The following is an 11,719-nucleotide window of genomic DNA, read 5'->3' on the forward strand; positions in this document are numbered from 1 at the left end:
TTGCCTCCCATGCCACCCTCCACCCAAGGCCCGCTCTGGCGGGTCTATCTCGTGTTCCTCGTGCCCATGGTGCTGTCCAACATCCTGCAGGGGCTGTCGGGCACGCTCAACGGCATCTTCATCGGGCAGATGCTGGGCACGCACGCGCTGGCGGCGGTGTCGGGCATGTTCCCCATCGTGTTCTTCTTCATCTCGCTGGTGATCGGCCTGGGCGCGGGTGCGTCGGTGCTGATCGGCCAGGCCTGGGGCGCGCGCGAGCCGCACAAGGTCAAGGCGATCGCGGGCACGGCGCTCATGCTGGGTGCGCTCATCGGCATCGCCGCCGCGGTGCTGGGTGTGGTGTTCGCGCGGCCCGCCATGCAGGCCCTGGGCACGCCGCTGGACGTGCTGGACGACGCCGTGGCTTACGCGCGCGTGATGCTGCTGATCATGCCGCTGCTGCTGGTGTTCATCCTGTTCACGCAACTGCTGCGCGGCGTCAGCGACACGGTCTCGCCGCTGATGGCGCTGCTGATGTCCACCGCGATCGGCCTGGCGCTCACGCCGGCGCTGATCAAGGGCTGGCTCGGCCTGCCGCCGCTGGGCATCCAGAGCGCGGCCTACGCGGGCCTGGTGTCGTACGCGATGGCACTGGCGTTCCTGGGCTGGCGCCTGGCGCGCCGCAGCAGCGTGTTGGCCTTCGACGCCGAGATGCGCGCCGCGCTCCGGCTGGACCGCGCCATCCTTGGCAAGGTCATGCGCATCGGGCTGCCCACGGGCGTGCAGATGGTGGTGATCTCGGTGTCGGAACTCATCATCCTGGCGCTGGTGAACGGCCATGGCTCACAGGCCACGGCCGCGTACGGCGCGGTCACGCAGGTGGTGAACTACGTGCAGTTCCCTGCCTTGTCCATCGCCATCACCACTTCCATCCTGGCGGCGCAATCCATCGGCGCGGGGCGGGTCGATCGCCTGGGCGACATCCTGCGCACCGGGCTCTGGCTCAACCTGGTGCTCACGGGCGCGCTGGTGCTGCTGGGCTACGCGCTGTCGCACCACCTGCTGGGCCTGTTCCTCACGCAGGCCGAGGTGCGGCTGCAGGCCGAGCACCTGCTGCACATCATGCTGTGGAGCATCCTGATCTTCGGCTTCCAGGCCATCGTGGGCGGGCTCATGCGCGCCAGCGGCGTGGTGATGGTGCCCATGGCGATCTCCATCTTCTGCATCCTGGGTGTGCAGTTGCCGGCGGCCTGGCTGCTGGACGCGCGCTTCGGCCTGCCGGGCATCTGGATTGCCTTCCCCGTGGCCTACGTCGCCATGCTGTTGCTGCAGACGGCGTTCTACCGCTTCGTGTGGCGGCACCGGCGCATCGAAAGGCTGATCTGAGCACCCCTCAAGGACGCGGGAGATAATCCCGCCCGTGAAGCGCGCCAGACCGCCGCTGGCACGAGACCCGAAAGGGTGTGCTGGAGGAACGTCCGGACTGCACAGGGCAGCGTAGGAGGTAACACCTCTCCACCGACAAGCCCCGAGGGTTCGCCCGAGGGGCCCTAAGGTGAGGATCAGAGCAACAGAGACGAGCCGATTCAGTTCGGGTGAAACGGGCAATCTCTACGCGCAGCAACACCAAATAGGCCAGCGTTGATGTGGTCCCGCGGAGCTGGCGGGTAGGTGGCATCGAGCCGTCCGGGTGACCGGCGGCCCAGAAGAATGGCGGTCACGTTCCGGGCAACCGGGACGCACAGAATCCGGCTTATCGGCGCGCTTCACACTTTTCTTTCCGTCATGCGCAAGGCCCCAGGGGTGGGAACGGCAATTGCCATCGGGTCCGGGAGTGTTTCTCTCCAACGAAAGGACCGCACATGACGAACCTCAGCAAACCCTTGCTCGCCTCCCTGCTCGCCGTGGGGGTGGTCACCGCCGCCTCCGCCCAGCAGCGGGTCCAGTCCACGACCGACCCCAGGCTGTACGGCGAGATCGGTTTGTCGCAACTGAAGCTCGAGGCCGAGGATGGCCCCTTGCGCGCCGAGGCCAAGCCCGGCCTGCTGACCGGCACGCTGGGCTATCAGTTGTGGCCCTTCCTGGCCATTGAAGGCCAGGTGGCCGGCAACGTGATGAAGGACGAGATCAAGCTCAATGGCGTGAACACCGGCGTCGATGCCAAGATCCCGCACATGTATGGCCTGTTCGTGAAGCCGACGCTGCCCATCGGCGACCGCGTGGAGCTCTTCGCCCGGGCGGGCGTGGTGCGCACCAAGCTGAAGCTGTCCACGGGTGGCATCGACGTGGACGACACGGGGACCAGTGGCGCCTATGGCGTGGGCATCAACGTCAACCTGAGCCCGGTGTCGTATCTGCAGGCCAACTGGATGAATTACTACGACAAGGACGACATCAAGCTCCAGGGTGTGGGCCTGATGTACGGGCGGCGCTTCTGAACGAGCCCCATCGTCCGAGGGCAGGCCGCCTCGCGCGGCCCGCGCTCAGGCGTTGAAGCCGCCGAGCGCGCGGATGCGCTCGACGTGCGCCAGCAGCGAGCGCCGCGCCACCGGCCACAGGCGCTCGGGCACGTCGTCGTAGGCCAGCGGCACCCAGTCGTCCAGGCCGCCGTCGGGCCGCGCCTGCATGGCGCGCGCGATCTTGGCCTCGCGGGCGAGGCGGTGGGCCTTGAGCTGGTCGATGGCGCGCCGCGCGCCGCCCTCCACGGGAGCGGACAGGTTGTCGGCCGTGCGCCTCAGGTCGCCCAGCACATGGCCATGCGCGGGCAGGATGAAGTCGATGCCGTGCCCGTCGCACAGCGCCGCGAGGCGCTCGAGCGAGCCGAGGTAGGCGCTCATGTCGCCATCGGGCGGGTCGATGACGGTGGTGCTGCCGTTGAGGATGTGGTCGCCTGAGAACAGCAGGCCGTCTTCCAGCAGCACCAGGCAGAGGTGGTTGGCCGCGTGGCCGGGCGTGTGCACGGCCATCAGCGTGTGCGTGGTGCCGTCCGCCGCCTGCAGCACCAGGCGCTCGTTGTCGGCCAGGGCGCGATCGGGTGTGAAGCGGCTGTTCTCGCGCGCCGTGGCCGCGCTGGCCAGGCCCAGGATGGGGGGCGGCGTGGCGCCGGCCCGCGCGCACAGGCTTTGCAGGCGGGCGGCACCGGGCGAATGGTCGGGGTGCGAGTGCGTGCAGACAATGGCGCGCAGATCCGCGCCGCAGGCGCGCCACAGGCGCTCGATGTGCGCGCTGTCGTCCGGGCCGGGGTCGATGGCGATGTAGCCGCTGGCCGGGTCGCCCACGATGTAGCTGTTGGTGCCGGGGCCCGTCATCACGCCGCTGTTGGGCGCGGTCAGGCGCATCACGTGCTTGAGCAGCGGCACAGGCTGTTCGTGCTGCCAGTCCAGCGGGTGCACGATCTGACCGTCGGGACACACCAGCGCAAGCTCGCCGAAAGGCGGCTCGTGCTCCATGTGGCGCGACTCGCGGCCGCGCACCTGGCCCGCGCGCGGGCAGCTCGTCCACAGCGGCTCGTCGTGCGCGGCGCAGGCGTCGAGCACCGATTGCACCGTGGCGTGCGCCTGCAGGCGCTCCAGCGTGCGGATGGTGGGGAAGATGATGAAGAACTGGCCGGCCGCGTGGCGCGCCAGCGCGTCGGCCGGGCGCACCCACTGCGGCTCGAACTGCTCGCTCTCGTCGGCCACGGGTTCCTGGCCCTCGGGCATGCGGGCGATGAGGAAGGGCACGTCGAAGCGGCGCGGGAGGTCGCGGTCGGTGATCCAGTGCGCGAAGACGAAGACCTCGTCGGCCGCCAGCCGCAGGCCGCGCGCGGTGCACTGCGGCGCGAAGGGGGCCCGGCGGTCCAGCGCGGCGATGTCCTCGGCCGTGGCCCAGGCGCCGTCCGCGCGGCGCGCCAGCAGCACGCCCAGTTCCTCGAAACTCTCGCGGATGGCGGCGATGGCGTGGGTCAGGCGCAGGTCGGTTTGCGTGGGCCGTCGCGCGGCGGCGCCGAAGGCCTGGGCGTCGGCGGCGTCGATGCCGCCGCCCGGGAAGACGTAGGCGCCGGGCGCGAAGCTGGCCGTCATCGAGCGTCGCGTCATCAGGACTTCGACGCCGTCGGGGCCGTCGCGCAGGAGCAGCACGGTGGCGGCGGGGCGCAGCGGCGCGATGGGGCGGGGCGGGTGCAGGAGCTGGGTGGGGCGGACCATGCGCGCGATTGTGCGCGAGGGACCGCAGGCGCGCAGTCGCCGGCAGGCGGGGCTCAGGCAGCGGGCCCGAGCGCGCGCATTTCCGCCGACAGGCCCTGCCAGGCGATGTCGAAGCCCGGCGTGCCACGCACGGGCGGCAGTGGTGGGCTGCGCAGCGCCCAGTGCGTGCCCGCGACCACGCTGTCGATCACCGGCACCGGCACCATGGCCTGCACCGCCGCTGCCATGCCCGCCAGCCCGGCGCCGCCCAGGATGACGGCCTGCACGCCCAACTGGCGCGCGGCATCGGCGCAGGCCTGGGCCAGCAGGCGCTGCGCACCCGCCGGATCGGCCGCGAGCTGCGCGCCCGTGGGCACCACGGTGTGGATGCCCGCGAGCTGCTGCGCCTGGCCGAGCGATTGCGCGAGCCGCTGCAGCATGGGGCCCCAGCGTTCGCCACCGGTGACGATGGCGTAGCGTCCGTGGCGCGCGGCTTCGATGAAGGAGGCCTCGGCCAGGCCCGTCACCGGTGCCGGGCTGGACTCGCGCAGGGCCATGAGGCCCGGGTCGCCGAAGCAGCCGATGAGCACCGCGTCGGGCGTGCGATCGGGCGTGGCCAGCGCCGCCGCCCAGGCGTCCAGCGCCGCGTGGCCCGCCACCGCGAAGCTGGCCTCGTCGGCAATGTAGGGCGCGCCGAAGCGCGCCGTGACGGTGCGCACCCGCACGTGCGAGCCGGCCGCGGCCTGCACGTGCCGCTGCAGCAGCGCGCTCACCGAGGCCGAGGTGTTGGGGTTGATGACCAGCAGCTCGCGCATGGCGCGTTCAATCCGGCGCGCCGAACAGGTCGAGCAGGTCCGGTCCGCCGTCGCGCGCGGGCGGGAACACCAGCTGCGCCTCGAGCCGGCGCAGGTGCTCGTCCATCAGCCGCGCCGCTTCTTTCGCGTCGCGCAGCTTGATGGCGGCCAGCAGCGCGCGGTGTTCCTGACAGCCGCAGGCGGTGGCGTCCTCGCTGGCGCGGCCGTGCGTGGGGCTGTAGGCCATCAGAATCAGGGAGGTGCGCGAGACCATTTCGCGCAGCACGCCGCCCAGGGTGCCGTGGCCCGAGCGTTCGGCGATGTGCAGGTGGAAGTCGCCCGAGAGGCGGATCGCGCGGTGCATGTCGCCCGCGCCGCGCGCGGCCTCCTCGTCGCGGATGCAGCGGGTGAGCACCTGCATGTCCGCGGTCTCGGCGTGGGCGATGAAGCGCGCCACCAGCGGCGCCTCCACCAGGCGGCGCACCTCGAACACCTCGCGCGCCTCCTGCTCGCTGGGTTGCGCCACGGTGGCGCCGCGGTTGGGCGTGAGCGTGACGATGCTCTCGTTGGCCAGGCGCACCAGCACCGGGCGGATGCGCGTGCGCGACACGCCGAAGGCCTCGGCCAGGCGGTCCTCCACCAGCTTGGTGCCGGGCAGCAGGCGGTGGTCCAGCACGGCGGAGATCATGCGGTCGTAGATGTCCTGGTCGCTCGGGCTGGCGCTGGCGGCGGCGCGTCGGCCGCGCGGCGATGCGGCGACCGCGCCGCGCGGGGGCATGCGTGTCATCGGCGCCCCTTGCCCTGGCGCCGCCCCAGCCACACGGCCAGTCCCACCGTGAGACCCATCACCAGAAAGGACACGACCGTCGTCACCGTGCCCAGCGCGTAGATGGCCGGCGTGGTCACGGTGGAGGTCAGGCCCTGCAGCTCCAGCGGCAGCGTGTTCACGTCGCCGATGGCCTGCGAGGTGCGCGCGATCTCGTCCCAGCTCAGCGTGAAGCCGAACATGCCGATGCCGATCACCGACGGCCCGATCAGGGGCAGCACCACGTGGCGAAAGCTCTGCCAGCGCGTGGCGCCCAGGTCGCGCGCGGCCTCCTCGTAGGCCGGGTCGAAGCGGTTGAACACCGCGAACATGATCAGCAGGCCGAAGGGCAGGGTCCAGGTGAGGTGCGCGCCCAGGGCCGAGGTGAACAGGCCCAGCGCGGTGCCGTAGCCCTCCAGCGTGGCGGTGGCGCCCAGCGCTTCCAGCGCCGACTTGATGCCGCCATCGAGCAGGCGGAACTGCAGGCCGATGCCCAGCGAGACGATGATGGACGGCATGATCAGGCTGGCCACGGTGACGTAGAAGAGCGCGTCGCCGCCGCGCAGGCGCTTGCGAAAGGCCAGGCCGGCCAGCACCGACAGCACCACGGTGAGCAGCATCACCACCGCGCCCAGGCCCAGCGAGCGCAGGAAGGCCGAGCCGATGTCCACCGTGCCCAGGCCCTCGGCGAGCTGGCGGAACCAGTGCAGGGAGAAGCCGCGCAACGGGAAGGTGAGGCCACCCTCGGGCCCCTGGAAGCTCAGCACGAAGATCACGAACATCGGTCCGTACATGAACAGCACGAACAGCGCGAAGACGAAGGCCAGCGGCCAGAAGCCGGGTGCGCGGGCATCGGAGACTCGGGCCTGCATCAGAGTTCTTTCCGGATGTCGACGAGCCGCGTGAGGCCCCAGATGATCATGAGCACCACCGCCAAAAGGATCACCGCGTTGGCCGCCGCCAGCGGGAACTGCAGGTAGCTGGTCTGCACCTGGATGATCTTGCCCACCGAGGCGATCTGCTGGCCGCCCATCACGCCGATGGTGACGAAGTCGCCCATCACGATAGTGATGACGAAGATGGAGCCGATGATGATGCCGGTCTTGCACAGCGGCACGATCACGTTCCACAGCGTCTGCCAGGCGCTGGCGCCGGCGTCGCTGGCCGCTTCCAGCAGGCTGCGGTCGATGCGCATCATGCTGTTGAAGATGGGCACGATCATGAACATGGTGTACAGGTGCACAAAGGCCAGCACCACCGAGAAGTCGGAGAACAGCAGCCACTCCACCGGCTCGTCCACCACGCCCAGGCCGGTGAGCGCCTGGTTCACCAGGCCGTTGCGGCCCAGCAGCGGCACCCAGGAGATCATGCGGATCACGTTGGACGTCCAGAACGGCACGGTGCACAGCACGAACAGCGCCGTTTGCACGCCGCTGGAGCGCACATGGAAGGCCAGGAAATAGGCCACCGCGAAGCCCAGCACCAGCGTGATGAGCCAGACCAGGAAGCTGAACTTCAGCGTGGACAGGTAGGTCGAGAGCGTGACGCAAAAATCGCCGTGGTCGGTGAGCGCGCCACAGCCTTCGAAGATGCTGGCGTAGTTGCGCAGCGTGAAGCCGGGCAGCAGCTCGTACTCGTTGAAGTCCCAGAAGCTGACCATCAGGATCAGCCCCAGGGGCAGAAGGAAGAACAGCACGAACACCAGCGTGTACGGCGTGGCCTGCCACCAGGCCGCCACCGGCCGCTCGGGCGTGTCGGCGACGCCGTGCGCCGCTGGTGTGGTGCTGCTCATGGGTGGCGCCTCAAGCCGCGACGAACTCGTTCCACTTGCGGACCATGTACTCGTTCTCGTCCATCACCGCGTTCCAGCAGGCGATGCCGCCCATGCGCTCCTCGTACGAGCCGCCGTCGCGCTTCTCGCCGGCCTTGGCCAGCAACTGGCCATTGGGGCTCTTGATGTCCTTCTCGGCGGCCTTGCCCTCCATCCAGTAGGCCCACTCGTAAGCCTCCATTTTGGCCTTGGCGGTGTCGAGCACCGCGCTGTAGTAGCCCTGGCGGTTGAGGTAGGCGCCGGCCCAGCCGTCGAGGAACCAGTTGATGAACTCGTAGGCACCGTCGAGCTTGCGCCCGCTGAGGGTGGCCGGCAGACCGAAGCCGGCGGCCCAGGCGCGGTAGCCCTCCTTGAGCGGCTGGAAGGTGCAGGCTAGGCCCTTGGTGCGCACGGCGGTCACGGCCGGGCTCCACATCGACTGGATCACCACCTCGCCCGAGGCCATGAGGTTCACCGACTCGTTGAAGTCCTTCCACAGCGCGCGGAACTGGCCGGCCTTCTTGGCCTCGATCAGGGTCTTGATCGTGAGGTCGATCTCGGCCTTGCTCATGTTGCCCTTGTCGGGGTATTTGTGCAGGCCCATGGCCTCCACCACCATGGCCGCGTCCATGATGCCGATGGAGGGGATGTTCAGGATGGCGGCCTTGCCCTTGAACTCGGGGTTGAGCAGTTCGGCCCAGGAACCGATGGGGCGCTTGATCAGGTCGGGCCGGATGCCCAGCGTGTCGGCGTTGTAGACCGTGGGGATCAGGCTCATGAACTGCGTCGGCGACTTGGCGAAGGCCTTGCTCTTCTCGCCCTCCAGGAAGATCACCTTCTTGGGCGCCGTGCCCTGGTCGCCCACGGCCTTGCCACCCACCGTGCCGGTGGTGAAGAGCGTGGTGATCTTGTCGGCGTTCTTGATCTTCTTCGTGTCGATGCCCTTGAGGTTGCCCGTGGGCACGATCTTCTTGAGCGAGAAGTACTCGGTGTCGATCAGGTCGAAGCTGTTGGGCGCGGTCACCGCGCGTTTGGTCACGTCGTCGGTGGTGACGGCCACGTACTGGATCTCGATGCCGGTGTCGGCCTTGAACTTCTCGGCGATGGCCTTGTCCTGGTTCACCGCGGTGCCGAGGTAGCGCAGCACGATCTTCTCCTGCGCGTGCACGGCCGGCGCCAGGCCGCTGGCCAGGATGCCGGCCATGCCGGCGCTGCCCTGCAGCAGGCTGCGGCGCGAGATGCCGGCGGGGCCGGGTTTGCTGTCGATGGGGTCGGACATGGGTGTGCTCCTGAGTGGGTGGGTGAAGGGGAGGGCGGGGAAAGGGAAGGGCATCAGGCGGCGAAGCGGTGGGCGCGCTGGGGGTCCCAGGTGAGGCGCGCGCGCTCGCCGAGGCGGTAGGGGCGCTGCAGGAAGCGGGCCTCGGGCAGCATGACGGAGACCGCCTCGTTGCCCGCGCCGTCGAGCCGCAGGCCCAGCAGCACGTAGGTGCCCTGGTACTCCACGTCGCTCACGGTGGCCTGCCAGTCGGCGCCGGCCTGGGCCTCGTCGAGGCTGATGTGGTCGTTGCGCACGGCCACCTTGCCGTCGGCGGTGGCCAGCACGTTGTGCCCGCCCATGAAGCGGGCCACGAATTCGGTGGCGGGGCGGTTGTAGACCTCGTGCGGGCTGCCGACCTGCTCGATGCGGCCCTGGTTCATCACCACCATGGTGTCGGCCAGGGCCATGGCCTCTTCCTGCGAGTGCGTCACGTGGATGAAGCTCAGGCCCAGGTCCTTCTGCCACCGGCGCAGCTCGGCGCGCATCTGGATGCGCAGGAAGGGGTCCAGCGCGGACAGGGGCTCGTCCAGCAGCAGCACGCGCGGCTGCGTGACGAGCGCCCGCGCCAGGGCCACCCGCTGCTGCTGGCCGCCCGAGAGCTCGCCGGGCTTGCGCTGCGCCAGGTGACCCATGGCCACGCGCTCCAGCAGGGCCTGCGCCTTGGCCTGGCGCTCGGCCCTGGCCACGCCCTTCATCTTCAGGCTGAAGGCCACGTTGTCCAGCGCCGTCAGGTGCGGGAACAGGGCGAAGCTCTGGAACATCATGGCCGTGCCGCGGCTGGCCGCCGGCAGCGTGGTGATGTTGCGGTTCTCCAGCAGGATGTCCCCGCTGGTGGTGCTTTCGTGCCCCGCGATCATGCGCAGGGTGGTGCTCTTGCCGCAGCCCGATGGCCCCAGCAGGCAGCAGTAGCTGTCGGGGGCGATGCGCAGGTCGATGCTGTCCACGGCCACGCTGGCGGGGCCGTAGCGTTTGGTCAGCGCGATCAGCTCGACGGCGGCGGGGGTGGGGGCTTCGGCGTGCATGCGCCACCGGCTTGCACGAGTTGTGCCAGGCGGTTTGTACGCAATCCGGCACCGATTGCGTACAAGAATCCGGCCGTTTGTGCACGGTACTGGGGCGCGGGGGAGCCGGGCGACGCCCGCCGGTGCGTGCGCACCGTGGCGAGGCGCACCAGCCCTGCGCGCCGTGGGTCGATTGCGTGCGCCGCGCCCGCACAGGTTCCGTGCGCGGATAATTCGCGCCCATGCAGATCCGCTTCACCAAGATGCAGGGCGCGGGCAACGACTTCGTCGTGCTCGACGAGACGCGCGGATTGCTCGGCCTGAACGCGGCCCAGTACCGCTTCCTGGCCGACCGCCACTTCGGCGTCGGCGCCGACCAGATCCTCTCCGTGCGCCCCGCGCCCGGGCCCGGCCTGGACTTCGAGTACGTCATCCACAACGCCGACGGCGGCGAGGTCGAACACTGCGGCAACGGCGCCCGCTGCTTCGTGCGCTACGTGCACGACAAAGGCCTGAGCGAGCGCAACCCGCTGCGCGTGCAGGTGAAGAACGGTGTGCTGGAACTCAAGCGCCTACCCGATGGCCGCGTCACCGTGGACATGGGCCCACCGGTCTTCGCTTTGGCCCAGGTGCCTTTCGACGCCAGGGGCCTCAAGGCCGAGAAGCTCGGCAACTTCGAGCGCTGGCCGCTGCCCGTGCCTTACGCGGGCGACCAGCCCGTGGCCGTGCTGTCCATGGGCAACCCGCACGCCGTGCTGCGGGTGGACGACGTGGACAGCGCGCCCGTGGCGGCGTGGGGCCCGCTGATCGAGAACCACGAGCGCTTCCCGCAGCGCGTCAACGCCGGCTTCCTGCAGGTGGTCGACACCCGCACCGTGAAGCTGCGCGTGTACGAGCGCGGCGCCGGTGAAACCCTGGCCTGCGGCACCGGCGCCTGCGCCGCGGTCGTGGCGGGCATCCGCCTGGGCTGGCTGGGCTCGCGCGTTGACGTGCACACCCGCGGCGGCGTGCTCACCATCGAATGGATCGACACCGCCAGCCACGACGCCCCGGTGTTCATGACCGGCCCCGCCACCCCCGTGTTCGAGGGCGAGATCACCGTCCCCGATGCATTGAACTGAAACGATCGCTTCTTCCGCCCAAGACCATGAACCAGCCGATCCCGCCCATCACCGAAGACGACATCGCCCAGTACCTGGCCAACAGCCCCGATTTCTTCGAGCGCCACGCCAGCCTGCTGGCGGCGGTTCAGCTCACCAGCCCGCACGGCGGGCGCGCGGTGAGCCTGCAGGAACGCCAGGCCGAGATGCTGCGCGAGAAGATCCGCGGCCTGGAGCTCAAGGGCGCCGAGCTGCTGCGCCACGGCAAGGAGAACACCGCCATCGCCGACAAGCTGCAGCGCTGGATGCGCGAGCTTCTGCTGGTGCGCGACGCGCGCGAGCTGCCGCGCGTGGCCGCCACCGAGCTGGCGGCGCAGTTCCTGGTGCCGCAGGTGGCCATCAAGGTCTGGGACGTGTCGGCCGAGTTCGACGACGAGGACTACGCCCACGGCGCCAGCGAAGACGCCCAGGCCTTCGCCAGTTCGCTCGCGCTGCCGTACTGCGGCCACAACCCGGGCCTGGAGGCCGCGCAGTGGCTGGCCGATCCGGAATCGGCCAGTTCGCTGGCGCTGATTCCCCTGCGCGCAGGCGCCGCGCCCGAGGCCTTCGGCCTGCTGGTGCTGGCCTCGTCCGACCCGCAGCGCTTCGCCCCCGACATGGGCACCGACTTCCTCGAACGCATCGGCGAACTCACCAGCGCCGCGTTGTCGCGGCTGCGCCCGGTGGTGCCCGCGGCGGTGGAATGAGCG

11 protein-coding genes and 1 other RNA gene are annotated in these 11,719 nt (G+C 70.0%); 5 read left to right on the forward strand and 7 right to left on the reverse strand.

The features are described from left to right. Nucleotides 1-9 precede the first annotated feature (9 nt). The 3 genes from GTO19_RS17370 to GTO19_RS17380 all read left to right on the forward strand — a co-directional run bounded on the left by GTO19_RS17370 (nucleotide 10) and on the right by GTO19_RS17380 (nucleotide 2,417). Nucleotides 10-1,365 carry an MATE family efflux transporter gene (locus tag GTO19_RS17370; RefSeq protein WP_291020289.1) on the forward strand — a complete coding sequence of 452 codons (1,356 nt, stop codon included), beginning with the start codon at nucleotides 10-12 and terminating at the stop codon, nucleotides 1,363-1,365. A gap of 36 nt (nucleotides 1,366-1,401) precedes the next feature. Beyond that, nucleotides 1,402-1,751: RNase P RNA component class A (gene rnpB / locus GTO19_RS17375), an RNA gene on the forward strand. Nucleotides 1,752-1,841: 90 nt separating this feature from the next. Continuing rightward, nucleotides 1,842-2,417, forward strand: coding sequence for a porin family protein (locus tag GTO19_RS17380; protein WP_291020292.1), 576 nt, complete (start codon nucleotides 1,842-1,844; stop codon nucleotides 2,415-2,417). A 45-nt stretch (nucleotides 2,418-2,462) separates the two neighbouring features. Here GTO19_RS17380 and GTO19_RS17385 read toward each other — a convergent pair whose 3' ends face one another. Genes GTO19_RS17385 through GTO19_RS17415 form a run of 7 tightly spaced genes read right to left on the reverse strand, consistent with a single transcriptional unit; the run spans nucleotide 2,463 to nucleotide 9,891 of the window. Then, nucleotides 2,463-4,163, reverse strand: coding sequence for an MBL fold metallo-hydrolase (locus tag GTO19_RS17385; protein WP_291020294.1), 1,701 nt, complete (start codon nucleotides 4,161-4,163; stop codon nucleotides 2,463-2,465). A gap of 53 nt (nucleotides 4,164-4,216) precedes the next feature. Beyond that, nucleotides 4,217-4,957 (reverse strand): aspartate/glutamate racemase family protein, encoded by a 741-nt coding sequence (locus GTO19_RS17390; protein ID WP_291020296.1) that lies wholly within the window; start codon nucleotides 4,955-4,957, stop codon nucleotides 4,217-4,219. Nucleotides 4,958-4,964: 7 nt separating this feature from the next. Beyond that, nucleotides 4,965-5,723, reverse strand: a complete 759-nt coding sequence (locus tag GTO19_RS17395; RefSeq protein WP_291020298.1) for a GntR family transcriptional regulator — start codon at nucleotides 5,721-5,723, stop codon at nucleotides 4,965-4,967. Beyond that, entirely contained in the window at nucleotides 5,720-6,613 is an 894-nt protein-coding gene (locus GTO19_RS17400; protein ID WP_291020300.1) for an ABC transporter permease, read from the reverse strand. The genes GTO19_RS17395 and GTO19_RS17400 overlap by 4 nt, the downstream gene beginning before the upstream one ends. Further along, nucleotides 6,613-7,533, reverse strand: a complete 921-nt coding sequence (locus GTO19_RS17405) for an ABC transporter permease (protein ID WP_291020302.1) — start codon at nucleotides 7,531-7,533, stop codon at nucleotides 6,613-6,615. Before GTO19_RS17405 ends, GTO19_RS17400 begins: the two co-directional genes overlap by 1 nt. A 10-nt stretch (nucleotides 7,534-7,543) precedes the next feature. Continuing rightward, a complete protein-coding gene (locus GTO19_RS17410; protein WP_291020304.1) occupies nucleotides 7,544-8,830 on the reverse strand; it encodes a PotD/PotF family extracellular solute-binding protein in 1,287 nt (428 codons plus the stop codon). 53 nt (nucleotides 8,831-8,883) lie between these two features. Continuing rightward, nucleotides 8,884-9,891, reverse strand: a complete 1,008-nt coding sequence (locus GTO19_RS17415) for an ABC transporter ATP-binding protein (RefSeq protein WP_291020306.1) — start codon at nucleotides 9,889-9,891, stop codon at nucleotides 8,884-8,886. A gap of 221 nt (nucleotides 9,892-10,112) precedes the next feature. Here GTO19_RS17415 and dapF point away from each other — a divergent pair, with 221 nt between their 5' ends. After that, a complete protein-coding gene (gene dapF, locus GTO19_RS17420; RefSeq protein ID WP_291020308.1) occupies nucleotides 10,113-10,991 on the forward strand; it encodes a diaminopimelate epimerase in 879 nt (292 codons plus the stop codon). A 26-nt stretch (nucleotides 10,992-11,017) separates the two neighbouring features. Further along, the gene (locus GTO19_RS17425; protein ID WP_291020310.1) at nucleotides 11,018-11,716 is read left to right on the forward strand and encodes a DUF484 family protein; all 699 of its coding nucleotides are present in this window, start codon (nucleotides 11,018-11,020) and stop codon (nucleotides 11,714-11,716) included. Nucleotides 11,717-11,719 lie beyond the last annotated feature (3 nt).

Source organism: Hydrogenophaga sp. (assembly GCF_011772445.1).
Lineage (GTDB): Bacteria > Pseudomonadota > Gammaproteobacteria > Burkholderiales > Burkholderiaceae_C > Hydrogenophaga.

Bases quoted from the DNA above. Each gene is read 5' to 3' on its own strand.
- GTO19_RS17395 (WP_291020298.1), bottom strand. From the start codon at position 5,723: ATGACACGCATGCCCCCGCGCGGCGCGGTCGCCGCATCGCCGCGCGGC.
- dapF (WP_291020308.1), top strand. From the start codon at position 10,113: ATGCAGATCCGCTTCACCAAGATGCAGGGCGCGGGCAACGACTTCGTC.
- GTO19_RS17425 (WP_291020310.1), top strand. From the start codon at position 11,018: ATGAACCAGCCGATCCCGCCCATCACCGAAGACGACATCGCCCAGTAC.
- GTO19_RS17405 (WP_291020302.1), bottom strand. From the start codon at position 7,533: ATGAGCAGCACCACACCAGCGGCGCACGGCGTCGCCGACACGCCCGAG.
- GTO19_RS17380 (WP_291020292.1), top strand. From the start codon at position 1,842: ATGACGAACCTCAGCAAACCCTTGCTCGCCTCCCTGCTCGCCGTGGGG.
- GTO19_RS17390 (WP_291020296.1), bottom strand. From the start codon at position 4,957: ATGCGCGAGCTGCTGGTCATCAACCCCAACACCTCGGCCTCGGTGAGC.
- GTO19_RS17400 (WP_291020300.1), bottom strand. From the start codon at position 6,613: ATGCAGGCCCGAGTCTCCGATGCCCGCGCACCCGGCTTCTGGCCGCTG.
- GTO19_RS17415 (WP_291020306.1), bottom strand. From the start codon at position 9,891: ATGCACGCCGAAGCCCCCACCCCCGCCGCCGTCGAGCTGATCGCGCTG.
- GTO19_RS17410 (WP_291020304.1), bottom strand. From the start codon at position 8,830: ATGTCCGACCCCATCGACAGCAAACCCGGCCCCGCCGGCATCTCGCGC.
- GTO19_RS17370 (WP_291020289.1), top strand. From the start codon at position 10: ATGCCACCCTCCACCCAAGGCCCGCTCTGGCGGGTCTATCTCGTGTTC.
- GTO19_RS17385 (WP_291020294.1), bottom strand. From the start codon at position 4,163: ATGGTCCGCCCCACCCAGCTCCTGCACCCGCCCCGCCCCATCGCGCCG.